The sequence below is a fragment of the Phycisphaerae bacterium genome (genome assembly GCA_018003015.1).
Taxonomy (GTDB): Bacteria; Planctomycetota; Phycisphaerae; order UBA1845; family PWPN01; genus JAGNEZ01.
On sequence record JAGNEZ010000050.1, the window covers coordinates 12,398 to 36,944 of the forward strand.

The 24,547-nt window shown below is 63.6% G+C and carries 20 protein-coding genes; 7 read left to right on the forward strand and 13 right to left on the reverse strand.

Annotated features, from left to right (window positions below; translation table 11 throughout):
* Window positions 1–70: 70 nt before the first annotated feature.
* Window positions 71–616 carry an ATP-dependent protease subunit HslV gene (gene hslV, locus KA354_18385; GenBank protein MBP7936614.1) on the reverse strand — a complete coding sequence of 182 codons (546 nt, stop codon included), beginning with the start codon at window positions 614–616 and terminating at the stop codon, window positions 71–73.
* Window positions 617–746: 130 nt separating this feature from the next.
* Between hslV and KA354_18390 the strand changes: the two genes are divergently transcribed.
* Genes KA354_18390 through kdsA form a run of 3 tightly spaced genes read left to right on the forward strand, consistent with a single transcriptional unit; the run spans window position 747 to window position 3,079 of the window.
* Window positions 747–1,304 carry a hypothetical protein gene (locus KA354_18390; GenBank protein ID MBP7936615.1) on the forward strand — a complete coding sequence of 186 codons (558 nt, stop codon included), beginning with the start codon at window positions 747–749 and terminating at the stop codon, window positions 1,302–1,304.
* A gap of 9 nt (window positions 1,305–1,313) precedes the next feature.
* A complete protein-coding gene (locus KA354_18395; GenBank protein MBP7936616.1) occupies window positions 1,314–2,210 on the forward strand; it encodes a diacylglycerol kinase family lipid kinase in 897 nt (298 codons plus the stop codon).
* Between the two features lie 11 nt (window positions 2,211–2,221).
* A complete protein-coding gene (gene kdsA / locus KA354_18400; GenBank protein ID MBP7936617.1) occupies window positions 2,222–3,079 on the forward strand; it encodes a 3-deoxy-8-phosphooctulonate synthase in 858 nt (285 codons plus the stop codon).
* Here kdsA and KA354_18405 read toward each other — a convergent pair.
* The 9 genes from KA354_18405 to KA354_18445 form a co-directional block, all read right to left on the reverse strand.
* Window positions 3,027–5,837, reverse strand: coding sequence for a hypothetical protein (locus tag KA354_18405; GenBank protein ID MBP7936618.1), 2,811 nt, complete (start codon window positions 5,835–5,837; stop codon window positions 3,027–3,029). The genes kdsA and KA354_18405 overlap by 53 nt on opposite strands.
* Window positions 5,834–6,367 carry a biopolymer transporter ExbD gene (locus tag KA354_18410; GenBank protein MBP7936619.1) on the reverse strand — a complete coding sequence of 178 codons (534 nt, stop codon included), beginning with the start codon at window positions 6,365–6,367 and terminating at the stop codon, window positions 5,834–5,836. The genes KA354_18405 and KA354_18410 overlap by 4 nt, the downstream gene beginning before the upstream one ends.
* A gap of 36 nt (window positions 6,368–6,403) precedes the next feature.
* On the reverse strand, window positions 6,404–6,796 hold the full coding sequence (locus tag KA354_18415) for a biopolymer transporter ExbD (protein ID MBP7936620.1): 393 nt from the start codon (window positions 6,794–6,796) through the stop codon (window positions 6,404–6,406).
* 81 nt (window positions 6,797–6,877) lie between these two features.
* Window positions 6,878–7,621: a MotA/TolQ/ExbB proton channel family protein gene (locus KA354_18420; GenBank protein ID MBP7936621.1), complete on the reverse strand. Its 744-nt coding sequence runs from the start codon at window positions 7,619–7,621 to the stop codon at window positions 6,878–6,880.
* 46 nt (window positions 7,622–7,667) lie between these two features.
* Window positions 7,668–10,403, reverse strand: coding sequence for an insulinase family protein (locus tag KA354_18425; GenBank protein ID MBP7936622.1), 2,736 nt, complete (start codon window positions 10,401–10,403; stop codon window positions 7,668–7,670).
* 341 nt (window positions 10,404–10,744) lie between these two features.
* Window positions 10,745–12,343 carry a transcription termination factor Rho gene (gene rho, locus KA354_18430; protein MBP7936623.1) on the reverse strand — a complete coding sequence of 533 codons (1,599 nt, stop codon included), beginning with the start codon at window positions 12,341–12,343 and terminating at the stop codon, window positions 10,745–10,747.
* Window positions 12,344–12,405: 62 nt separating this feature from the next.
* Window positions 12,406–13,038, reverse strand: coding sequence for a dephospho-CoA kinase (locus tag KA354_18435; GenBank protein ID MBP7936624.1), 633 nt, complete (start codon window positions 13,036–13,038; stop codon window positions 12,406–12,408).
* 309 nt (window positions 13,039–13,347) lie between these two features.
* Window positions 13,348–13,731, reverse strand: coding sequence for a hypothetical protein (locus tag KA354_18440; protein ID MBP7936625.1), 384 nt, complete (start codon window positions 13,729–13,731; stop codon window positions 13,348–13,350).
* 13 nt (window positions 13,732–13,744) lie between these two features.
* The gene (locus KA354_18445; GenBank protein ID MBP7936626.1) at window positions 13,745–14,836 is read right to left on the reverse strand and encodes a hypothetical protein; all 1,092 of its coding nucleotides are present in this window, start codon (window positions 14,834–14,836) and stop codon (window positions 13,745–13,747) included.
* A gap of 292 nt (window positions 14,837–15,128) precedes the next feature.
* On the opposite strand from KA354_18445, the gene KA354_18450 reads away from it, so the two are divergent.
* The 4 genes from KA354_18450 to KA354_18465 all read left to right on the forward strand — a co-directional run bounded on the left by KA354_18450 (window position 15,129) and on the right by KA354_18465 (window position 19,035).
* Entirely contained in the window at window positions 15,129–16,196 is a 1,068-nt protein-coding gene (locus KA354_18450; protein ID MBP7936627.1) for an aldo/keto reductase, read from the forward strand.
* Between the two features lie 231 nt (window positions 16,197–16,427).
* Window positions 16,428–17,912 (forward strand): tetratricopeptide repeat protein, encoded by a 1,485-nt coding sequence (locus KA354_18455; protein ID MBP7936628.1) that lies wholly within the window; start codon window positions 16,428–16,430, stop codon window positions 17,910–17,912.
* 99 nt (window positions 17,913–18,011) lie between these two features.
* Window positions 18,012–18,284, forward strand: a complete 273-nt coding sequence (rpsT, locus tag KA354_18460; GenBank protein ID MBP7936629.1) for a 30S ribosomal protein S20 — start codon at window positions 18,012–18,014, stop codon at window positions 18,282–18,284.
* 175 nt (window positions 18,285–18,459) lie between these two features.
* On the forward strand, window positions 18,460–19,035 hold the full coding sequence (locus KA354_18465; GenBank protein ID MBP7936630.1) for a TlyA family RNA methyltransferase: 576 nt from the start codon (window positions 18,460–18,462) through the stop codon (window positions 19,033–19,035).
* Here KA354_18465 and KA354_18470 read toward each other — a convergent pair.
* The 3 genes from KA354_18470 to KA354_18480 form a co-directional block, all read right to left on the reverse strand.
* A complete protein-coding gene (locus tag KA354_18470) occupies window positions 19,013–19,762 on the reverse strand; it encodes a YebC/PmpR family DNA-binding transcriptional regulator (GenBank protein MBP7936631.1) in 750 nt (249 codons plus the stop codon). The genes KA354_18465 and KA354_18470 overlap by 23 nt on opposite strands.
* A 166-nt stretch (window positions 19,763–19,928) precedes the next feature.
* The gene (locus KA354_18475; protein ID MBP7936632.1) at window positions 19,929–23,609 is read right to left on the reverse strand and encodes a tetratricopeptide repeat protein; all 3,681 of its coding nucleotides are present in this window, start codon (window positions 23,607–23,609) and stop codon (window positions 19,929–19,931) included.
* 49 nt (window positions 23,610–23,658) lie between these two features.
* Window positions 23,659–24,537 (reverse strand): ATP phosphoribosyltransferase, encoded by an 879-nt coding sequence (locus KA354_18480; protein MBP7936633.1) that lies wholly within the window; start codon window positions 24,535–24,537, stop codon window positions 23,659–23,661.
* Between the last annotated feature and the right edge of the window lie 10 nt (window positions 24,538–24,547).

The window sequence follows — 24,547 nt, forward strand, 5'->3', positions numbered from 1 at the left end:
CCCCGACCCACGCCCGGGATTCTAAGCTGCAGGGAAGTCCCCGGCAACCACCCAAAATCTCGTGGGCATGTCAGAGAGTCTCGACGGTGATGTGTTCGTTGGTATAGATGCAGATTCCGGCCGCAATGAGGAGCGACTCGCGAACGATCTGGTCGGCCGGTAACGCCGAATGGCGCAGCAGCGCCCGTGCCGAGGCGCCGGCGTACATCCCTCCCGAACCGATGCCGATGATACCGTCCGTAGGCTCGATGACATCGCCTGCCCCGCCCAGAATCAGGGACGTGTCCCGATCCACGACAGCGAGCATGGACTCCAGCCGCCGCAGAATACGATCCGTCCGCCAGTCCTTGGCCAGCTCGATGGCCGCCTTGCGTAGGTTGCCCTTAAACTCGTCGAGCTTGCGTTCAAACCGGTCCAGAAGAGCGAACGCGTCGGCGGCCCCGCCCGCAAAGCCACAGAGCACTTTGCCGCCGCACAGTCGGCGGATCTTGCTCGCGTCGTGCTTGACGGCCGTTGAACCGAGCGTCACTTGCCCATCGCCGCCGATGGCGGTCATTCCGTCGCGGCGGACAGCCAGAATCGTCGTGCTTCGGACGATGTGCTCGGATCTGCTCATATGGAGACTACCGTAACCTCGACCCTGGTGTTCCGCAACCTGATCCTGCGTGTAGTGTTCATCCACAAGAAGCCGTATGATGTGTGGGCTCAGAAACGAAGTATCCGTCGAGACAGCGGGAGGTGCGCGCATGGATGGCAGATCGCTGATCCGCATCGGAGGGCTGGTCCTGGCGGTGGCCTTGGTCGGCTGCAACAACAAACCGCGGTCTGCGGGAACGGGTGCCGCCCCCAGCGACCAGGTTACGTCGCCGACCGCCGCGGCTGAGACGAAGCCGTTCCTGGGTCCTGCCGTGGCCCGCTCGGCGTCTCAAACCGCTGCTCGGCAACCGGTTCCGGCGTCACTCCCCACGTCGACCTACGACTCGACGCCCCCTTACCCGGTTCGCCTCTTCGTTCGTTCGCCGGAGGACGAGCAACCCGGGTGGCTCAAGATTCTGTCGCTGATCGATCCGAAGACTACCGCCACATGCAGCGGGCAGTTTGCCGTGAAGAACCAGATCGAGGTGACAACTGACAACGTACGACAGATCCGCATCCACATCAGCCACTTGCCCCTGGCCGAGAGGAAACGGATCATCCTCCGCATCGACGACCAGGCGATTGAGCTGGCCCGCAAGAACCGGGATTACGTCATCGTGGAACGGCGCACCACCGGCGAATGGAATGTCGCCAGGTCTCTCCCGTAGCGAATCTCTATGAAGGTCGCCGTCATCATCAATCCGGTCTCCGGGGCCAGTAAGACCGGTTCCCGGCTGCGCGAGCTCATCCCTCGGCTCCGACGCGACGGTCATCAGGTCGAACGATGGCCGACCGCCGGACCGGGTGACGCCCGCCGACTGGGCCAGATGGCCGCCCATCAGGCCGACGCAGCCGTGATTGTCGGCGGCGACGGCACGGTGTGCGAGGCGGCCGATGGTCTGGTCGGCAGCACGGTTCCCATGGTTCTATGGCCGGCGGGTACGGAGAACCTCGTGGCACGGTCGCTGGGCTTCAAGGCCGATCCAGAGACAGTGAGCCGTTGCCTGAGCCGTGGCCGGACCATGACGATCGACCTGGGTAAGGCCAACGGGCAGTCTTTCACCGTGGTCGCCGGCGTCGGCTTTGACGCCGAGGTGGTCGAACGACTGACGCGGCTGAGGACCGGGCATATCACCCATCTGTCCTATTTTTGGCCATTGTGGCGGACGTTCTGGGAGCATCGTTGGCCACGGATACTAGTCGAGGCGGAATCACCGGCGGGGACGATCCGGTGGGACGGTCGCGGGATGGTCTTTGTCGGCAACATGGCCCGTTATGCCCTTGGACTGCCTGTGGTCCGTGACGCCAGGCCGGACGACGGGCTGCTCGACCTGTGCATCCTGCCCTGCACTAATCCCCTCCAGCTGATCGGCCACTCGCTCCGCACGCTGGCCAAGCGGCACGTTGAGCGTCCCGGCGTTCTCTACGAACGGGTAACACGGCTGCGGGCCACCTCCCCGAGCCGGGTGCCCTATGAGGCCGATGGCGAAGCGGCCGGCTGCCTGCCCCTGGATATCGAGATCCGGCCGGCCGCCATCCGAGTCAAGGTTCCACCCGCACCGCCGAGCAGGTAGAATCTGGTACCATGACCACGCAGACTCCACTGGACCTGGATGCGACGCCAGGTGCTCGCCCGGTCGCCATTGGACCCGTCCGCATCGGGCCGGGATGCCCGCTGACCCTGCTGGCCGGCCCTTGCGTCATCGAGTCCCGCGAACACACGCTCCGCCTGGCCGAAGGCGTCCAGCGAGTTGCCCAGAGCCTGAACCTCTCCTTGATCTTCAAGGCCAGTTTTGACAAGGCCAACCGGTCGAGCCTGCGCGGTTTCCGAGGGCCGGGCCTCGACGAGGGACTGAAGATCCTGGCCGAAGTGCGTCAGGCGATCGGTCTGCCGGTCGTCTCGGACATCCACGATCCCGCGCAGGCGGCCGTTGCCGCCGGCGTGCTCGATCTGCTTCAGATCCCTGCCTTTCTCTGCCGCCAAACCGATCTGCTCCAGGCTGCCGGGCAGACTGCCCGACCGGTCAACATCAAGAAGGGTCAGTTCATGTCGCCCGAGATGATGCGTCTGGCGGTCGAGAAAGTAAGGGAGGCGGGTGGGCGCGGCGTGCTGCTCACCGAGCGGGGTACGTTCTTCGGCTACGGCCGGCTGGTCAACGACATGACCGCGATTCCGCGGATGTCCGTTTGGGCTCCGGTGGTCTTCGATGCCACGCACTCCTGTCAATTGCCCGGCGAGGGTGGAATACAGTCCGGGGGGCAGCGTGAGATGACTCCGGTGCTCGCGAAGGCGGGTATCGCCGCGGGGGCTCACGCCCTGTTCCTGGAAGTCCACGACCGGCCCGACGAGGCCAAGAGCGATTCGGCCACCGTCTGGCCGCTGGACCGACTCAGCGGTCTGCTGGCTGAGTGCTTGCGGGTGTTCGAGGTGACGCGCGCGTAGTCGCGGCGCTGGCCTCGGCATCCCTTTCCACGGATTCGATGGCACGCTTCCACCGCGGCCCGCCCAGCGTCGCATCGTGAAAGCGCTGTTGAGCAATAGGCAGAATGATCGAAGCCGGTTCCGCTCCGAGCCTGGCCAGGCACTGGAGATTGCCGGCGAAAGCCTGCCACCACGGAGGAGAATGCTCGGGGACCTGCTGCCAGATCCCATTGAACAGGGTGACCGCTTCCTCCGGTTTGCCCGTCATGAGCAAACAGGTGGCCTCACCCAACCGGACATCGATCCGCGAAGCGGCGTTGTCCGGGAGTTGGTCCTTCGGAAGAGTCGCCAGTTCCCGAAACACGGGCAGAGCGGCGTGAGCCTGACCGGCATCAATCAGCGACCAGGCTCGCCAGACGCGGATCAGAATCGTGTCACTGGGCGTCACCTGGTCGGGTCGGTCCTGGAACCAGGCGATGAGCCGGTCGGCCAGCCGCACCGCTTCCTCGGCCAGTTCCGTGACTGCCTGATCGTTGCCGCGGTCGCTCGCCTCCGCGATCTCCTCGCGCATGGTCTCGAGGAGTCGGGCCATCACCGGTCCGGCGTGCTCCGGGTCGGCCCTGAGAAACCGTTCGACCACTTCGCGAGCCTCGGCGAGTTTCTTGAGCTGCCGCAGGGCAAGGACTCGCTCGCGCAGAGCCGCCCCCACCGCCCCTGGACAGTCCGGGAACCGCTCCTCGAATGATTCGAGGACCTCCTCTGCCGCCGCCGGGCGAGCGATCAACGGCGAATTGAGCAGGTCCGCCTCCAGCAGCACGGTGTCGGCCACCAGACAGTGTTCTGGATCACCGGCCTTGTCTGCCCCCCGGCCTCTGGCGAAGGCCACCGTCTCTTGAGCCGCCTTCAGAGCCTCCTCTGCCATCGCTCCCAGATCGGCCTTGCCTGTCTTGGGGTCACCGGCCGCCTGCTGGAGCAGGACTCGGAGACACCGGGCCCGCCGTGCCGCCGCCTTGAGGGCGTTGGCATCGTCAGGGGCGACGGCTGCATACTCCTTGGCCGCTTCCCGCAATTGTCCTCCATCTTCAACCGCCCGGGCGATGAAGTACTGCAGTCGCTTAGTCTCGGGGGTGTTCGGGGCCAGGTCGCGAAGCAGCCGGCCAGCCCGAAGGAAGGCCGCACGCGCCTCAGGGGTCTGCCCATGTTCCGGCAGACGCAGCATTTCCTGGGCAATGGCCACGGCCTGTCCGACCCCCATCAGCGCCCGGTCATGCTGAGGGTACTTCCGGGCCAGATCACAGAGGACGCTGCAGGCCTCAAGGGCGTCTCCTGCCAGATAGAACCCTCGCCCCAGCAGGAACATCAGCTCGCCCACGGTGGCTGGCGGCGTACCCTCGGGCGGTTTGGCGACCACACCCAGCAACATGTGCACCACCCCCTTCAGGGCGGCGTCGTCGCGGCGCCGATCGGGCGGATAATCGGTCACCAGGTTGCGCAGGGCGGCCCCCGCCAGGAGCTGCATCTGAAAGGCGGGCGGCGAGGTCAGTTCCGGAAGCGAGTCCATCCCGAGACCAAAAGCCGCGTACACCATCTCGCGATGTGTGGTGGACACATCCGCGAACCGCTGAACAGGGGCGAGGGCTCTGGCCATTCCATGGAACCCCTTGGCCGCCGCCTGAGGATCGGCCTGACGGGCAAGGACGTCCGATTCCAGGATCGCGATGGCCAAAGACGCCGACTTGTCGTCCGGCCGTGTCTGCTCGGCCCATTGTCGGCCCTGCGCCACAGCCCCGAGGGCCTCGGTGAACTTGCCTGCGTCGCGGAGGCCACGGATCTGTTCGAGAATACCCAGCAATGATGCACGCCGGAGTCGGTGGCGCTCCGCCGGATCCGCGACCTTGGTCATCGTGGCCAGGATCCGCCGGGCGTGGGCGGCGCCTTCATCGAAGCGCTTGAGCTGTCGGCACGATACAGCCGCGATCACCAAGGCATTGCATCGCAGTGCCTCCTGGCCGGGGTTCTGACGCTCGGTCCAACCCTGTCGTTCCGTGACCTCCTGGAGAAGCTCCATGAACGCAGCCGACCGCTGCTGTTCGTTGAGGTCGGTGCTCAACGCCTGATAGAGTCCGGCCCAGACCGAGAGCATGATTGCCTGGCGATCGGCTGCCTCCAGCTCGCGCAGGGCACCCGAAGCAGTCGCCTGGACAACGGCCTGCTCGTCCATCTCGCCCACTCTGTTCCAGGCGGCCTGGATATCTCTCCTCAGACCACCCAGCGCCTCAATGGCGGCGTCGGCGGCCGACGCAACGTTGGTCCGCCCCCGGCCGCCGAATTCATGAAGCAGCACTGCCTCGAAGGCGTCGGGGGCTCGACGTTCCAGATGGTCGCGGGCCAGTTCGATCTGCCACCTCAAGCGGTTTGGGTCGTTGGGCCGCTGGGCAATCAGATCGCTCAGGATCGCGCTCGCCTCGGCAACCTTGGCGCGCTGTTCGTACGCGGGCAAGCCGGAGGCCTCCGCCTGGGTCAGGAGGTGGTCGCGCCGCCGGGACTGCCGCGTGACCAGATCGGCAGCCGGGTTATCGGTGTCGTACTGAGCCAGCCAGTCGGCGAGCCCCCGGCGGCGCAGCTCCTCGCGAAAGGCGGTCTCGTCCAAGGCCGTTCGGGACGGCGGGGAATCGGCCTTCTCCGCTCTTGCCGGCCAAGCAGTCCCGACAAGGTTCGCCAATAACACGCTCAGGGCCAGGAGCAGGGCAGCGGTCAACCGCTGGCGGTGACAGCTCATCTCGCTGCCCCCGCGAACATGATCCTCTGGAACTCGGCCGCCATGGCGGCATTGTAGGCGTTGATCACATCATCCCAGGGCACGTCGTCGCCGGCCACGAGGTACACCGGGGTGCCTTCGTCATAGCCGGGAATCTCGTTGCGGATCTTGCGAAGATGAGCGACCAGAGAGCTGGGCGATACTCCGGCCTCCGCGAGTCTATCGATCGTCACGCAGCATCCCCTCTCAGCGGCGGGGTCGGCCACCAGACGGATGCGGATCGGTGTACGGGGAACGCTGGTCGCCGCGACATGAGCGGCGACCTGCCCCTTGACCGGCAAATCCGACCGCAGCAGACCCTCGATCGCTCCGAATCGGCTGATAGCCATGAACAGGAAGAGAAGATTGAAGACTGTGTCGATCATCGGAGTCAAGTTCAGCGACATGACCCAGCTGGATGGTCGGCGGCGACGACGAGAGCCGTAGCGGCCGTACCTCCGCCGATAGTCTCCATAGGTCCGCAGCGGCGTCGCCGGCGGATGAGGGGCCATGTTGTCAGACCGCTCCGTCATCCAGGGCCTCTCAGCTCACTTGCTGACATCCAGTTCGGCGACCAGTTGAAGCCGTGTCAACCGATTGGCCGCGACCATCTCCATGACCTGACGAATCGAACCGTAATGGACCCGGCGATCGCTTCGCAGGATAACATCGACTTTCGGGTTAGCCCTGGCCAACTCGCCAAGTCTCGCGTCCAGCTCGCTCCAAGAGGCTACCGGCACCGGGCCGAACATCAAGTCTGGCTCGCCGGTCTCCTGGTTGTACAGTAGATTGAGAATGATCTTATCGGGTACTTTCCGGTCTTCGGCCAGGCTTTCGTGCGGTCTGGGCAGGGACATATCCGGTTTCTCGGCAGAGGCGTAGTGACTGGCGAGCATGAAGTAGGTGAGCAGCAGGAACGTAACGTCGATGAGAGGCGTCATGTTGAACTGCCACTCCGACGAGCGACGAGATCGAAAAACTGAGGATCGCGCAGCCATCTGGACAGCCTACCACACCAGCGTCTAGAGAGCACCTCGCACGCGCGGAGTGTCCTCCTGGCCCTTGAGAGCATCCGGCGCCGCCCGGCCTTCCGTCTGGATCACCGTGGCCACGAGTTGATCGCACAGCTTGACACACTCGGCACCGTAGGCATCGATGCGATTCCGTAAGAACGCGAAGGCGCTCAAGGCGGGTATGGCGACGAACAGCCCCCAGAACGTGTTGACCAGGGCGATGGCGATGTCGCCAACCAGCTTACTTGCCTCGGGAACACCTCCGCCGGCGGTGAAGATCCGGTTGAACGCCTGGATCATGCCCACCACGGTACCGAGTAATCCGATCATCGGGGCCACGTTGCCGATCACACTGAGATACTCGATCCGGCGCAGCAGCCGGCCGACCTGCTCGTCCACCGTCTCGACCACGGCTCCCATGGCGACCTCGAAGCCGGATCCGATTTGAGAGACGCCCGCATAGACCGCCTGGCCAAGCATGTTCGTCTCCTCGCGGGTGATCTCCAGAATGCCCCGTGATTGACCCTGCCGAGCGGCGGCGGCCAGCGCCCTGGCCAGCGATGCGGGAGCTTGTGTTCCGCGACGGATGGTGAAAGCGTAGTTGATGATGAGCGTGACGGTAATGACCGAAAGCGGAATCAGGACACACCAGGTGATCGGCCCGCCGTCAATGACAAAGTGCTTGAACAGCGAAACCGGCTGTGTATCCTGCCCCAGCATGATCCCCTGTAGCATCACAGTCGAACCGGACATTGCAGGTCCTTCCATCCGCCTGGCCTTGCCTTATCCCAATCACCGATTACCTGCTGCTCCTGGCGGTGGGAGCAATGCTCGAGAGCGCGGGCACCAATTCGTCGCCCCGCCCAACAACCACAATCGTCAGCCCGGAAGGATCGATGATCCGGGCAGCCGCTGCGGTCAGCTCCGCCGGATCGGTGACGGTCGCCAACCGAGCGAGGTAGTCCTGGTACCAGGTGGGCGGCAATCCCCAGACCCTGAGATTCCAGTGCATCGCGGCGGCTCGGGCGGAGGTCTCCATGTCCACTTGGAAGCTGCCAACCAGCGTATCCCGTGCTTGATCCAGCTCTTCCCGGGTCATGTCGCTCGGACGGTTGATCCTGGCTACCTCGCTAAGAATAAGTCTTACGGCTTCGGCGGCCCGGTCGGTCCGCGTGAACGTGGTGATGTGCAGGCGAGCCGCCTCCGACTTGTTGTCAAAGTTGCCGCGGGCGCCGTAGGTGAGTCCTTTCTCAATGCGGAGCACCCGGTTAAGCCTGCTGCCAAACGACGAGCCGAGGATATGAGAAACCAGACGGGCCGCGGGGTAGTCCCGGTCCCGCCGCGACAAGGGAACGATCTGGCCAACCCGAATCTCCGACTGGGCAGCGTCAGGCTGGTCCACGACGACGATGTGCGTTCGCGGGCCGACTTGCGGAGGTGCGTATTTCCGCTGCTCGGCCTTACCCGTCCAGTCACCGAACCATCGACGGGCCAAGGCTGTCGCCCGGTCCAGGGTGATGTCGCCGGAGAAGACCAAGGCGCTGACGTCAGGGGCAAAGCAGCGCTTGTAGAAGCCCACCACAGCCTCGCGGTCGATCTTCCCTAAAGACGCGGAGTCGCCTTCGATCGGTCGGGCGAGAAAGTACTCACCGAACACCTCACGGGCGGCAGACCGGTCAGCCACTGTGGACGGGTCCTTCTCCTCGATGGCCCGCCGAGCAGCGGATCGGGCGATGTAGCCGGCCACTTCCTTCTGCGGAAAGGTGGGCTCGCGTACGATCTCGGCCAGCGTCTCGACGGCCAGGTCCAGGTGCTCGCTCAGGGTCCACATCCGGAGAGAGACGTCCTCGTGGTCGGTGTTTTCCGACAACGAAATCGCGTGGAAATCAAGCCGCTCGGCCAGTTGATCACCGGTGTGTCTGATCGTTCCGCGACGAAGCGTGTTCACCACCACTTGTGCAAGGCCCGCCATCTCGTCTGGATCTTCCCGGGCTCCAATGCGGGCGCTGAAACTGACCGTGACCGCCGGTGTGGAGGAATCAGGGACGACCAGGATTTCCAGGCCGTTCTCCAGTCTGTCCGTCAACGGCAGCGGAATCTCGATCGGCTTGGGAGCCTGCCCCTGCGGCATATCCTGCGGGCGCGGCCAGTCGAGAACCGGTTCCTGCCTGCCGCCCGATTTGTCTGCCACCTCCTGATCTGTGGCCCTCTTCGCCTCCGGCCGGACCAGTAGCGTCAGACAGTTGTTATCCCGGAGGACCCGCCGGGCCATGGCCATCACTTCGTCGATCGTCACCCCCCTGAGCCGATCGAGGTCGGTGTTAACGCGGTTGACATCGCCGAGGATGACGGCCGCATAGCCCAACTGGCCCGCCCGGCCTTGGACCGTCTCACCCAACCGAACGTAATTGGCGACCTCCTGGTTTCGTGCCTTCTCAAGTTCGGACGATTCGATGCCCTTCTCCAGAAGGAGCTTGATTTCCTCCCGGATGGCCTTCTCACCCTCCTCCACGGTCACACCGGGCTTCAGCGTCGCGTTGATGACCAACAGGCCGGCCTGTTCCATCGCATGGTTGTAGGCCGATGCACTGACTGCGATCTCCCGCCCCTGGACAAGGTGGCGATACAGGCGGCTGCTCTGTCCGGATCCGAGAATGCCGGACAACAGGTCGGCACACACCGAGTCACGGTCGACGGCGGACGGCGTGTGGTAAACGCAGGCGGCCAACGGAGCCGGTGCCTTGTCGGTGATCTCGACCCGCTTGGGGGCGGTTATCGGTGGCTCCACCGCGGTCACGGGCGGCGGGTCGGCCGCGCGGGCAACCGGTCCCAGATACCGGCGCGCCTTGGCCAGAACTTCCTCGTGCCGGACGTCCCCGACCACTACCAGTGTGGCGTTGTTGGGGGTGTAGAAGGTCTTGAAGAACCTGCGCAATTCATCCGCGGTGGCCGCGTTAAGGTGATCGAGCCGGCCGATTGGCGTCCATTTGTATGGGTGTACGTCGAACGCCGCGGCATGCAGCTGCTCATGCAGCGAACCGTAGGGGCGATTCAGCACGCGCATACGCAGCTCTTCCTTCACCACCTCACGCTCGGCGGCGAAGTACTCCTCGTCGATCCGCAGCCGCCCCATCCGCTCAGCCTCCAGCCACAAGGCCACGTCAAGCTGGGCTGCAGGCAACGTCTGCCAATACACCGTCTGGTCGAAACTGGTGTAGCCGTTGACCTGAGCGCCATACCGCTGAAGGTACTTGAAGTGATCCTGCGGTCCGATTCGGTCCGAGCCACGGAACATCATGTGCTCGAACATGTGCGCGAAACCCTGGCGGGCGGGATTCTCGTCCTTGCTACCCACGTGGTACCAGACCTGCACATTGACAATCGGGACATGGTGGTCCTCGAGCGTCAACACCCGCAGGCCGTTCTCCAACCGGTCGTCCCGAAACCGCCAGGCCTCGCGCGCGTCGCCCATGACCAGGGATGCTCCCAGGAATACGCCCCCAAGCCCGACCCAGGCTGCCGTCACCGATCTCATAGCGGCAGGATTGTAAGCGGGCTCGCCGGCCCGGTACAGGGGACGCGCTGCAGTTGCGATACGATGGGGTCCGACGCCGCCGTTTGGCTTGAGCCGGGTTCCTGCTGTCGTTGTTCACCCGACCGGCCCGCGCGGCCACACCCGCTCGGCATTCCCGGTCGCGGGATCGTGCTCGCGGTACAAGGGTGGTTTCGTCGCCCGGGTCGCGAGGCGGGTCGTTCCGGCCGTCAAAGGACCTGATACCCAGGAGTGTCACCACCCGCCTGTCCGGCAGGCGGTCAACCCTGGTTCGCGACCTGCCTGCTTCTGGGTCTCGGACCAGCGAAGGGGTGCTGGTGCTGTCAGCCGAAATTCATGGTCATCAGGAACTCGGCGTTGGTTCGAACCTTGAGCAATCGGGAACGAAGCAGTTCGATGGCTTCGATCGGGTTCATATCGCTCAGCACGCGGCGAAGCTTGTACACGAGTTCAAGCTCCTCGGGAGCGAGCAGCAGCTCTTCCTTGCGCGTACCACTCGAATTGATGTCGATGGCAGGCCAGGTCCGGCGATCGACCAGGCGACGGTCGAGGTGCAGCTCGGCGTTGCCCGTGCCCTTGAACTCCTCGAAGATGACCTCGTCCATTTTGCTCCCGGTATCGACAAGGGCCGTACCGATGATGGTCAGAGAGCCGCCTTCCTCGATGTTGCGGGCAGCGCCGAAGAACCGTTTGGGTTTCTGCAAGGCATTGGCGTCGACACCGCCGGTCAGGATCTTGCCCGAGTGCGGCACTTCAGTGTTGTACGCTCGGGCCAGACGGGTGATCGAGTCGAGCAGAATGACCACGTCGTGGCCGTACTCGACCATGCGTTTGGCTTTCTCGATGACCATCTCGGCCACTTGGACGTGCCGGCTGGCGGGTTCGTCGAAGGTGGATGAGATGACCTCCGCCTTGGTCGCCCGCTGCATTTCGGTCACTTCCTCCGGCCGTTCGTCGATCAGCAGGATGATGACGTACGCGTCCGTGTCGTTCTTCGAGATAGCGTTGGCCATCTTCTGCAGGAGCACCGTCTTGCCGGTCCGCGGTGGGGCCACGATGAGCATGCGCTGGCCCTTGCCGATCGGGGTGACCAGGTCCACGATCCGCATGTTGATCTCGTCGGAGGCGGTTTCCAGCCTCAGCCGACCCTCATTTCCAAGCAAGGCCGTGGCGGGGTCCTTCGGTCCGGGGTGAAGCGGGGTCAGATCCTCGAAGTTGGTCTTCTCCGTGACCCGCTCGGGATCCTCGAGGTTGATCGCCTCGACCCGCAGCAAGGCAAAGTACCGCTCTGATTCCTTGGGTGGGCGGATCTGGCCGGCCACGATGTGCCCGGTACGGAGGCCAAACCGGCGAATCTGCGAGGGGCTGACGTAAATGTCGTCGGGGCAAGGCAGATAGTTGTACTCCGGGTTTCGCAGGAATCCGAACCCATCCGGGAGGATCTCCAGCACTCCTTCACCGTACATCAAACCGTTCTGACGAATCCGCTCCTTCAGGATGCGGAAGATCAACTCGGACTTGCTCAGGCCGGTGTAGTCGGACAGCCCTTCGTTCTTGGCGATCTCATGGAGGGCGTCCACGGTGATTTTCTGCAGATCCTTGATGTGCAGCTCACCGCGTTTGACTTCCTCGTACTTGGCATGGGTCTCGGCGTCGATGGCGGACTGGGAATCCGCCGAGCGACCGACTTCGGCCGGCCGGGTAGGCTCGGCAGCCACGGCCACGCCTTGGGCGGTCGCGGCCGGCTCACTGTCGCCGAGGCCTTCGGCGAAGCCATCGCTCCCATCGGCCGGTTCGACCGCCGGTTCAGGCGATTCCTCGACCTGCGGAAGATCGTTCTCGATCTCGTGCCTCTTGCGGGCAGCCCCGCGTGATCCGCCGCGCGTTGTCTTGCTCTTGGACTTGTCACTGGCTCGCGCCATCTACGAATCCTCCAAAGGATGACTGTTCGTTACTGAGTGTCGAGAACGGAAACCGCCCCGGGCTATCGGCCAGATGCGTCGTGGCAACCGGAGAGTATTCGGGAAAAGACCTTCTCCACTTGTCGGCGGAGATCGTCTATATCGGAGTTGTTCTCTACCGTATAATCGGCTCTATTCCTCTTGAAGTCAAGTGGTTTCTGGGCTGCCTGCATTCTCGCCAGGTCCCGCAGGTCCCATCCCCGTGACCGCCGAACGCGCCTCAGCCGCGTTTGCTCGTCGGCATTCACGAAAACCACACCATCACACCGCTCGGCGAGGCCCACCTCGTAAAGCAGAGGGGCATCCCACACGATCGCCCGGACCTTGGGGTCCCGATCGTAGGCAGCCAGCAGTTCCTCGGACCGTCGAGCGATTCGTGGATGAACCAGCCGTTCAAGACGGCCAAGCTCGGCAGGGCTCTCCCGCACGATCTCGCGGATAACGCTTCGATTGGCCCGCGGCCCGGGAGACACCACCCCTTCCCCCCACCAGCCGACCAGGGTTTCCAGCACCTCAGGCGAGTCCAACTCCTCGTGGCTGATGCGATCCGCGTCGATGACCTTCGCCCCAAGGTCCTGCAGGATCGCAGCCACCGTGCTCTTGCCTGAACCAATCCCCCCGGCGATACCAATGATCGGTTTTCCAACCCTGGTCACGCCGACGCCTTTCCATCCTCGGGATCAAGCCGCCCTACCGCTCACACGCTTGACTCACCCGGCACAGTGGAGGCTGACAAGTGCTGGAGATGCCGCCAGAGGCATGGCCTTGTGATTGACGCCCAAGCCGTCATCCAAACACACGGAGCACGTTAGGCCATTGAAGTATAACCGTTCGCCCGGGCCTTGTCACTCCCTTTTTCGTCAAAATCCGAGCTCTCCAGCAGTCCAACAGCCCGACGAACCGTCACCACACTAAGCGCCTGTTGAAAAAGGGCTTAAGATAAGGAATTCACCCCCCCGCCAAGCTCAGAAGCTGTGGTAGGCTACCACATCCACACGATTACCCGCAGGATCGAGCATCGTCAATCTCCGATCGTAGAACGACCAGCCATGAGCCTGCTCAAACGCGATACGCCGCTCGCCCAAGGACACGGCAAAACCGACCAAGTCGGCCACCTGAATCAGCACTTGCCGCCGAACCGGAGTCAGAGCCGGGTCCGCCCCCAGTCGGATGACCAGCTTGGGGCCATTCCGCGGCCGCCCCCGAAATCGCATCACTTCCGCGCCACCGCCCCGTGGCAGCAGGTCAAAACCAAGAAGATCCACGTAGAAGGCCTGGGTCTCCTCCACGGCGTCCGGTGGCGACCAAAGATGGACATCGTCGATAGCCAGGATCCGAGGCGTCTCCATGCATCCGCAAGCCTCATCGGAAGCGTCGCACCAAGCCCGGGACCAGAGCAAACAAGAACACCGCGGGCACCAGCTCAACACCCATCGCCCCACACCAGGCGGGAATCAGACGCGATTGCGGCAACACCACCACCTGGGTCGTTCGGTCCGCCGCCGATAGGGGTTTCACCGGGGCGGGATGAGCGGCAACCTGGGTGACGACCGCGTTTCCGAACAAGCCGCCTGTCCCCTGGCCGACGATTTGATTCAGCAGAGTCGGCACGTCAGAAGCCGGTACGCCGATCAACAACGCTACCCCCGTACCACTGCGATTGACGAAAGAACCCTGAACCCGGGCTTTCAGATCAAACTGCTCACCCACCGATGCCTGGTAGGTATATGGAATGGCCAACTCCGGCAGGACCACCACGCGAGCCACGCCCACATCCGCCACCGACGACGTGATGTCCAGCTCAAGCAGGTTGTCGGCGCTGATCCCGCCACTGGTCGTGACCGCCAACGTGCCGTCGCTGTGGCCCACGAGCGACAGGCCCGCGGAGAGCACCGGGGTTGACACCTCCTCGGTGCCGCGAACCTGATCCACGCTGACCGAAAGATCCGCGAGGACCTGCGACAAGCCCAGGCCGCTCGATTTGCTCCATACTACCACGATGCCATCAAGGAAGAAGTAGCTGTGAGCCTCCAGGGCGGTACCATTCGGCTCGCCGATCTCACTGTCCAGGAATGTCACCCGCCGCACCTCCACCGTCTCCCCGCGTCCCGCGTACGAGACATCCTCGGTCAGGCTGATGCCGGCGGCCACGAGGCCAAACTCGTTCGGATCGGGCAGCGTACTCAAGTTCGGCTCACTGAAGGTGGCGGTCACGGCCGCCCCGCTGATATCCATGGGATCAGTGCTGTGCTTGAGTTGGGCTTCGGCCAGCAGAGGCAGGTTGTCGGTCGTCTGGCCAAGGTCCTTGAAGGCGTAGTCAACGTTGACCACGTTCAGGCCGACGTACTCCTTGACCTCGGCATTCACCGTAGCATCCAGCGGCTCGCCATAGCCCAAGGCAACCCCCGAACCGGCCAGCACGAGCCCCACCGACAGCATGACGTGGAACCGCATGTGATGTACCTCGTTTTCTGTGTCCCCATGACAGGACGCGGTGCAACGAGCCGAGACTGCATGGAACGGTGCACGCACGGCTCCTGCTCATATTCAAACCCGCCTTGGCACGAAAGTAAAGCCCATTCTCGCAGGAAAAACTCATCCTGATCCAGGTCGACAGGGGCGAGAGGGCGTGCAATCTGGCCCCCTTCCCGGGCATCGGCTATAGTCCATTCCCATGGCTCAACAGGACGGGATAGCATTCGGGCGACGCAGCGGGCTGAAGGTGCATCGCGTCAGCATCGGGGCGATGCGGCTACCTAAGGGAGATGATGAGGCCGTCGCCCTGCTTCGTCAGGCGATCGACGCGGGGATGATCTACATTGACACCTCTCGCGGATACGGAGACAGCGAGATCAAAGTCGGCAAGAGCCTCAAGGATGGCTACCGCTCCAGGATCCTCCTGTCGACCAAATGGTCGCCCTGGGTCCAGATGGTTGAGGAGACCGACCGGCCGACGGCCGCGTGCACCTACAAGCGGATTCTTGAATCCATGGAGCGCCTGGATGTTGACCGGCTGGACTTCTACCAGCTGTGGAACATCGACAGCCTTGAGCACTGGCAGCAGGCAACCGGCAAGGATGGCATGCTCGAGGGCATCCTTCGAGCCAGGAAGGAAGGCCTTGTCGGGCATATCGGCTTCACGACGCATGACAGCCCCGAGAACATCAGCCGTTATATCGACGAAGCTGACTGGTGCGAGGCCATCCTGTTCACATACAACGTCATGAACCAGACCTACCAGGAGAACATCGCCAAGGCCCACGCCAAGGGTATCGCCACCCTCGTGATGAACCCCATCGGCGGTGGAATGCTCGCGGAGAACTCGCTAGTCCTGACCGCCGCGGCCAGCGGGCTGGAACCCATCGAGGCGGCCCACCGCTTCCTGAGCGGCGACCCCAATGTGGACACGGTGCTCTGCGGAATCCGAAAGCCCTCAGATATCACCGACACGCTGGCCAACTTCGCCAAGCCGCCACTGGTCGGTGGCCTGCGCTCCAGGATCGTGGAGGCCTACGCCCGACTGTCCAAGAAGAACCTCGGCCTGTGCACGGATTGCCAATACTGCATGCCCTGCCCCCGGGGGCTCAACATCCCCGGCATCATGCACACCGCCTACCTCCACCGCGTGCTTCAATGCCCGGAAGCGGCCGCCAACCACTACCGATGGATCGCCGACCCGGCGAAGAACACAACAGCCGAGAACTGCACCCAATGCGGCGAATGTGAGAGCAAGTGCACGCAGAAGCTGCCCATCCCCGAGCACGTGGGGTATGTCGCCCAACACCTGGGTTCTAGCTCCCAGGGCAAACGGTAGCCGGAGTCGTCAACACCCGAGATCGGACCCCGCGATTCACCTCCCGACACCCTCGATTCTAGCCACGGCCAAGGCCCCTCCGGCTAGGTCGGCGCGAACCCCCTGGGCCCCAGCCTGAGTGTCGGCCGAAGATCCACCGAGGGGCCGCTGACCTGCTTGACCCGTCCTGCCCCACCGATTACGATGTAACCTCTGGCGCTTTCTTGGCTTATTGCTGGACCTTCGAAGCCGATGAGTAAAGCAGAAAACCCGAGCAACAGCGGAGACGACGCACGGCCCACCTTCACCGACGCCGACATCGCCAGGGCCCGCCAGTGGTTTCGCCACGGTCAGCAACTGGTCGAGAAGAAGAACTACGACTACGCCATCGAGAGTTACATCACCGGCCTCGAGTTCTGGCCCGAGGCTGTCGAGGAGGGCCACAAGCCCTGCCGGGCGGCTGCCCTGTTCCGCGGGCCCCGCAAGGTATCCTTCACCGACGGAATCAAGTATAAGACCAACGCCAAAGACACCAAGCGGTCAATGCTCAACGCGGAAGTCCTCCTTTCCAAGGATCCCGGCAACATCGACTACATGGAGGCCATGTTCAAGAACGCGGCCAAGTCGCGTTTTGACCAGACCACGCTTTGGATAGGGGAACTGCTCGCGGACGCGGCCGTCAAGGAGCCGAAACCCAGGCCGGCTCGCTTCGTGCTCATGCGCACCATCTACGAGGAACTCGGTGACCGGAACGCCAATACCGATCCGCCCATGGCCATCGCCGGTCTGGAGCGGGCGGTACAGGCTCTCAGCCGGCTCCAGGCTCTCAAGCCGCAGGATCTGGACATTTCCACCGATCTGCGCGACGTGGCCGGCAAACTCACCATCCTCCGTGGCAAGTACGGTTCGGCGGACTCCTTCAAGGACTCCATCCGCGATAGCGATGCCCAGGCCGAGATTCGCGACCAGGAGCGCATCGTCCAATCTGACGAACGCCTGGACCAGCTCATCGCCGCAGCAGAACGGCGTTACAGCGTCAAACCCAACGACAAAGGCCTGATCAACGAGCTGGTCGACTTGCTCTGCCGCAGGGACGACGAAAACCTCGAGAACAAGGCCATCCAGATCCTCGAGAAAACCTTTACTGAGCTTCGGGAGTATCGCTTCAAGCTCAAGGCCGACGACATCCGAATGCGCCAGCTCAAACGACGATCCCGCGAAGTCCTGGCCTCGGGCAGCGCCGAGGAAGCTAAGAGGATGGTCGCGACGATGCTCAAACTCGAACTGTCGGTCTTCAAGGAACGCTGCGAACAGTATCCGACCGATCTCCGGCTCCGGTACCAGTACGGACAACGGCTTTTTCAGGCCAAGCGCTACGACGAGGCCATCCCGGTCCTCCAGGAAGCTCGAGCCGACCCCAAGACCCGGGGGCAGTGTAGCTTGCTCATCGGCCAGTGTTTCTTCAAGAAAGGCTACTACTCCGCGGCGATCGACACGCTCCGGGAGGCGATCAAGCTCCATGAAGTCCAGGATAACGAGCTCGGAAAGGACCTGCACTACAGGCTGGCCCGGGCGCTCGAAGAGGACGGCCGGATCGAAGAAACGTTGAAAATCTACGGCCAGATCATACAATGGGACTACAACTACCGGAACGGCGAGGTCCGAAAACGTATCGACGACCTGCGCAAACGGCAAGAGGACGAGAAGGCCGCCAAGGGGGAGAATCCGAAGGATTAGGCCCTCCCGAGTTGTGGCGGTCCTCGGCGGCCCGCCCCGAGGTTGAACCGGAAGTCAGGCGCACGACCTGAGGATTCAGTCAGTCCAGGAGAATACGAAGTGGCTCATTCATTGTCCGCCAGGAAGCGGATCCGTCAGGGTGTCAAGCACCGGGCCGTCAACCGCGCCCGGAAAATCGAGCTCAAGGACACCGTCCGCAATTTCAAGGAAGCTCTGTCCTCCGGGGACAAGGCCAAGTCGGCCGAGGCCCTCAAGGCCGCGATCAAGAAACTGGACAAGGTGGCTTCCAAGGGCACCATCCACAAGAACACCGCCAACCGCAGGAAATCCCGACTGCAACGGAAATTCAACGCGAGCGGTAAGACCACCTGATGACTTGTTCGTCAAGCTCCGCGCTCAGCGTAGCCACAGCCATCAGCCATGGGAACACCGTACCAGGCGAACGATTCCAGGGGCATTCGCCTGGTTTGTCTTGGCCGAGGTTGCACGCCGAGCGCCCCGGCAGTGCTACATGTGTCAGCCGAACATAGGTCTGGAGAAACACCTCTTGCCACCCAATCCTCATCGACCGTATGTCAGTCGCGGCGGTGAGAAGCTGGCGGCCGCCCTGGACGCTTTCGGCATCGACCCAAAGGGCATGTCCTGCGCGGACCTGGGCAGCAATGTGGGGGGATTCGTCCATTGCCTGCTGCGGCGCGGCGCCTCCCGAGTCTACGCGATCGACACAGGCCACGGCGTTCTTGCCTACACGCTCCGAGTCGACCCGCGGGTGAGAGTCCTGGAGCGCACCAACGCCATGCATGTTGCCTTGCCCGAGCAGGTCGATCTGGTGACCATCGACGCCGGCTGGACCCGGCAAGAGCATATCCTGCCCAACGCGACGAAGATGCTCCGGCCGGCAGGACGTATCATCAGCCTGATCAAGCCTCACTACGAATCTAGCCCCGAGAGGCTGCGCGAGGGTGTGCTTCCCCAGGCCGAGGCAACGGCCGCTCTGGCTCAGACCCTCGACCGTATCCGCGGGCTCGGCTTAGCCATCGACAGTCTCATCCCCAGCCCGATCCTCGGCCAGAAAGGCAATGCCGAGTTCCTGGCCCTGCTCAGCTGCCCATCGCAGCCATGACATCGTCGGGAATGTCGAAGTTGGAATACACGTTCTGGATGTCGTCCTGGTCCTCGATGGCTTCGATCAGTTTAAGCAGCTTCTGACCGTTCTCCGCGTCCACCGTCACCGTGGTTGATGGCCGGCGGATGATTTCTGCGGACTGCGTCTGAATCCCGGCCTTGGCCAGCGCCTCTCGAATCGGCTCGAAGGCGGCAGGCTCGCAGACGATCTCCCAGACGTCCTCGGACTTGACGTAATCATCCGCGCCCGATTCCAGGGCAATCTCGCCGATCTTGTCCTCGTCCGCGGCCGCAACCGGCACCATGATCAGCCCCTTCGAGCTGAACATCCACTGCACGCAGCCGGCGGCCCCGATATTGCCTCCGTGTCGCTCGAAGATCTTCTTAATCTCAGGCGCGGTCCGGTTCCGATTATCCGTCAACGCCTCGGCCAGAACCGCCACCCCTCCAGGGCCGTAACCTTCGTAATAGACGGTCTCGTAGTTCGTGGCCTCGCCACCACCGACGCCCTTCTTGACTGCGTTCTCGATCGTATCCTTCGGCATGTTGGCCCCTTTGGCCTTGTCGATCGCGTAGCGCAAGGTCAGATTCTGGTCCGGGTCACCTCCTCCTCGTTTGGCGGCCACGATGATGTTCCTGGCGAGTTTGCTCCACAGGCGTCCGCGACGAGCATCGGTCACGCCCTTTTTGTGCTTGATTCGTGCCCAGTGTGAATGCCCAGACATGACGATTCTCCTTGAGTATCAGGCTTCGGCAAGCAGCCTCCAGCCTTATGATCGCCTCTGACCGGTGACGAACGATGAGCATTGAACGTCAAGTCGATCACCGGACGCCGTCCCCCATCCGTCGTTCCTGCCTATACTTCACCAGTCCCGGAACGTCCGGGACTCTCTACGGCGACGGCTGTGTATCGGGGATCGCTTCGGCGACGAGTGGCTTGCCCCCCTTCTCCGCAGCCACTAGTTTGGCCTTCGTCTTCTCCATCGCCTTCTCGTCTCGGTCCTGGAACCCCTCGGCCGCGATGTTCGCGTAAACCTCGAGGGAACGCCGCCAGCATCGAACGGCCTCCTCCTTTTCCCCCAATCGCCAGCAGGCGTCCGCCAAGTGGTCGAACACCACAGGATCCTCGCCGGTCTCCATCCCGGTCGCCCGCTTGAGCCAGGTCCGAGCAAGCCCGAACTGTCCCTTCCGGTAGAACACCCAGCCCAGACTATCCAGATACGCGGCCTCTTCGGGACTCTCTCCCACCGCAAAGCGGACCATCCTCTCGGCGTCATCCACGTCGCGTCCCGCCTCGATCAGCGTGTACCCCAAGTCGTTGTTGAGCCCCACGTCCTCAGGCATCAATTGCCGGGCATCGCGCAGCGTGTCGATAGCGGAGTCCATCTGGCCCTGAAGCTGGTAAACATAGGCCAAGGTCTGGAGCAGGATGGCCTCTTGCCGGCGAACCTCGCGCTCGCTGTACCAGATGCTGGCCCGCTGCGCCGGGTCTTCGATCCGCGGCAGGACCGCCGCAGCCTTCTCTCGGAGACTCTCCAGCTGGGCAATCATCTCGCGCAGGTTGTCGACCGCTTCATCGAATCGCCTCGCCCGGGCCAGGATCCGACTGTACATTCGCCGCTGTTCGGTCAGCGTAGCGTCGACCACACCTTTTTGACGATCGTCGACGACTTCAAACAGCTTCCGAAGCTCGGAGAGCAGATCCTTGGTCGTGGCCACCGCCTGCTCGTCACGCCTGCCCCGCATGTACGCATCCCGCAGCGTGCTGACCCGACTGACCCGCTCCTGCGGCGGCAGGCCCGGCACGAGCTGACTCGATGCGATCTCGATGGCCTCGTCGTGGCGTCCGGCGGCCTGCAAGACGCTGACGATCCACTCGACCGGAACCGAGTCGTCGTTCGACTTCGAAAACCACGCAAGGGCCTGCGTGGCGGCCTCATCGTACCGCTTGGCTCCCAGCAGACCGGCCTCACCCGGCGGGGCGCCAAGGACGTCCTGCGAGCGATCCACCCCCAGGCCGAGCAGCCACCCACGCAGCTCGACGTTGGCCGGATCCGCCGCCAGCCAGCCGCGCACGCGATTCAGATAGCGACCGTGCTCCTTGGCTCCCGCATCGGCCACGAGGACAAACCAGCGGCAATGACGGATCAAGTCCTCCCGGCCGGCCGCCTGAGCCAGCCAAGCCTCGGTCTCCTTCAACGCAATGTCGAAGCGCCCCCCCTTACGGTAAGCCTCGAGCAGGATTGCCCGGTAAGCGGTCTCCTGCTGATCCCCGGGCTTGACCAGGGCCAGAAGCCGCTTGGCAACCGTGGCGGCGACATCGTAATCCTGGTCCATCATGTGGAATCGAACCAGCGTCCGCAGCCACCCTTCTCGGTTCGGGTAGAACTGCACCATCCGCTCAAATTGGGCGCGGGCCAGCTCGAACTCCAGCGATCGAGTCAGAACGTGGGCCAGCAGCTCGTTGCCGGTCGCGGAAAACGGATCTCGCTTCAGAAGCTGCTGAATCTCCTCTCGGGCAGCATCGAAATCCCGCATCGCGATCAACGCCCGGGCCAGGTCCTCGCGAGTGCCCAGGTCATCCGGACTCGTTCCCAGGATCTCGCGCAGGTCCTTGGCGTAATGGCCCCAGTCCAGCAGAGGGGGACGGAGGTACTTGACCATGCTCGCACAACGCACCGTAGCGGGGGCATTCGGGGCCAGCCGCTGCATCGCGGCGAGTTCGTCGGAAAGCCGCTGATGCTCGCGGGCACTCCACAAAATGCGGATCAGCCGATCCCGGGCGGCGATGCTGTCCGGGGCAATTCGGAGCACCTGCTCGTACTGCTTCCGGGCCTCAACCACCTTATCGATCCGCTCGTACAGGCTGGCCAGCCACATCATCGGCCGGATGTCGTTCGGAGCGAGCTCGATAGCCTTCCCGTAATGCTCGATCGCGCTATGGACCTTATCCAGCCCGTCGTCGCAACGCCCCAGGAGGGCTTCGATCATTCCCTCGGGCTTGGCCGAAGATCGCCCCGCCGCTTCCAGAATGCCGCGGGCCTCGTCCCACCGGCAGCTCTGCAGCTGCATCTCCGCCAGGGTCACCACGGCCGGAAGGTGTCCGCCTTCCTGCCGGGCGGCTCGCTCGAGCAGGACCTGGGCCTCCTGTGACCGGTTCAGGCGCTGGGCGATCCGAGCCACGAGGTAATCTCGAACCCCGGATTGTGAAGGGTCCGCGGCGATCGTGCCCAGGTATTTGCCCGCCCGACCAGCCGGGGTCAGGCATTCATCTACGATCGCCTTCGCAATCGGCTCGGGACAGCGGGCGATCTCCTCCGTCAGCCGGCTCGAGCCCTCAGGCCGTCTGACCGTCTCCTCAACCAGGGCTCGCAGCCAGCCCGCCCAGTCGCCTCGCGCCCCATTGAGATACACCAGCTTCCAGCGCACCTCGGGCAGATCCGCATGATCCGCCAGCAGGCCCTGGATCTCGTTCGCAGCGTCGTCATACCGCTTGGCGGCCGTGAGCGCGTCAATGTAGAACAATCGAAGGTCGACATTGTTTCCCTGCTGAGCCACGATGGCCTGCAACGAAGTGACCGTCCGCTCGGGATGGCCGGTTTCTCGATGGAGGGCGGCCAGCAGTTCCAGGGATTCACGGCTCGCCTTACTGTCGGCGACAAACCGATCGGCGGCGGCCGCAGCCTCGTCCAGCCGCTTGGCCAGCACCAGCATGCGGATGTGAGCTGCGCGGAGCTTCCCGTCCTCCGGTGCGGCCATCGATGCCACCTTCATCGCGTCCGCAGCAGCCCCGTACTTGCCCAGCAGAGCGTAGCCGTCAGCTCGTTGCAGCGCCAGCGGCACCCGCTGGACCCGGACAATCGTCGCCAGTTCGGGATTGCTGTCGACCGCTCCGCCTAGTGCCCCCAGCTTAGTATCGAAGGCATTGAATTGGACCAGGGCTGCGGCGTAAAAGCGCTCCTCGAACAGCCGCTTGCCGAGATGAAAATGGCTAAGCGCTCGATACTCGGCATCCCCTGGAGCGGCTTCGCACTTCAGGGCCGTGCGGTAGCGGCGCAGAGCTTCCTCCCGGTTGCCCGCCTTGTCCGCCAGCCGGCCCAGGACGAAGTGCCCTACCAGATCCCCCGGCTTCAGCTCGAGGACCCGGGCCGCGTGATGGCCCGCCTTCGGGTCGTCACCGGAGAGCTGATAGCACAGTGCCAGCAGGCGATGAGCGTCGAGAATCGCGGCATGGTAACGAAGGGCTTTGCCCAACTCGCTGATCGCCTCGCTGAATCGTTGCTCCGCGAACAACCGCCGGGCTTCCTCGACATGGCGAGTTGCCTGGCGGGGCAGTTCGACATCGGGAACAGACCGGTCCTTGGGGGGCGCCGGAGGATCATCGGCGATCTGATCGAGCGACGCCTCGGCTCGCTCCACGTCAAAACCCGCCGGTCGTTCGGGAGCCGCGAAAAAACGTGTGGTCGCCGGATCGGCCCCCGCCCCGGACAACTCGGAGCAACCGCCGAGCAGAGCCGCACCCAGAAAGGCCAGGATGCCCGACCCACGATGTCGGATGAGCGGCGACGGCACTGCGATCTCACCTCCGCCCTCGCAACCGGCGGCCACCTGCCACCGATCGCTAGGGAATAACCTTGCTCAACGGATAGACGATGATCCCCGAGGCTCCGACCTTCAGGAGTTGCGGAACAAGCACTCGCTCCGCCTTGGCCTCGAGGATGGCCTCCACGGCACTGTAACGCCCGTTGGCCAGCGGCGAGACCGTCGGGGACAGCTGGGCCGGCAAGAGGGCGAGCACTTTCTCGAGGTTCTCGTTGCCCACGTTCAGCTTCAGGCCGACCTTGGCCTTCGCTTCGATGGCACTGCGCAACAGCAAGGCGAGCGAGTCCGTCTTCTCCTTCTTCCACGAGTCTGCGTACGACCGGCGATTCGCGATCAGCCGCGTGGTCGACGTGAGCACCTCGTCCAGGATCCGCAGGTTGTTCTCCCGCAGCGACGAGCCCGTTTCGGTCAGTTCGACAATGCCGTCCACTAAGCGGGCCTTGACCTCGGTGGCTCCCCAGCTGAACTCGATGCGGACCTTGACACCCTTGCTCTCGAAGTACCGCCGGGTCGCATTGACCAGCTCGGTGGCGATGATACCTCCATCAAGATCCTCGACACGCTTCACGTTCGACTCGTTGGGCACGGCCAGCACCCACCGGGCCGGGCGGGCGCTCGTCTTGGAGTACACCAGCTCACAGACCTCGTGCACGTCGCTGCCGTTCTCCTTGATCCAATCGTGACCGGTCAGGCCGACATCCAGAACGCCGTCCTCGACATAGCGGCTCATCTCCTGAGCCCGGAACATCACGCAACTCAATTCGGGATCGTCGATCGACGGGTAGTACCCCCGTGAGGAGATCTGCAGGCTGAAGCCCGCGCGGGCAAAGAGATCGACGGTGGAATCAGCAAGGCTGCCCTTGGGGATACCCACCTTCAGAATCCGCTGATCAGTCACTTGAGCTTCT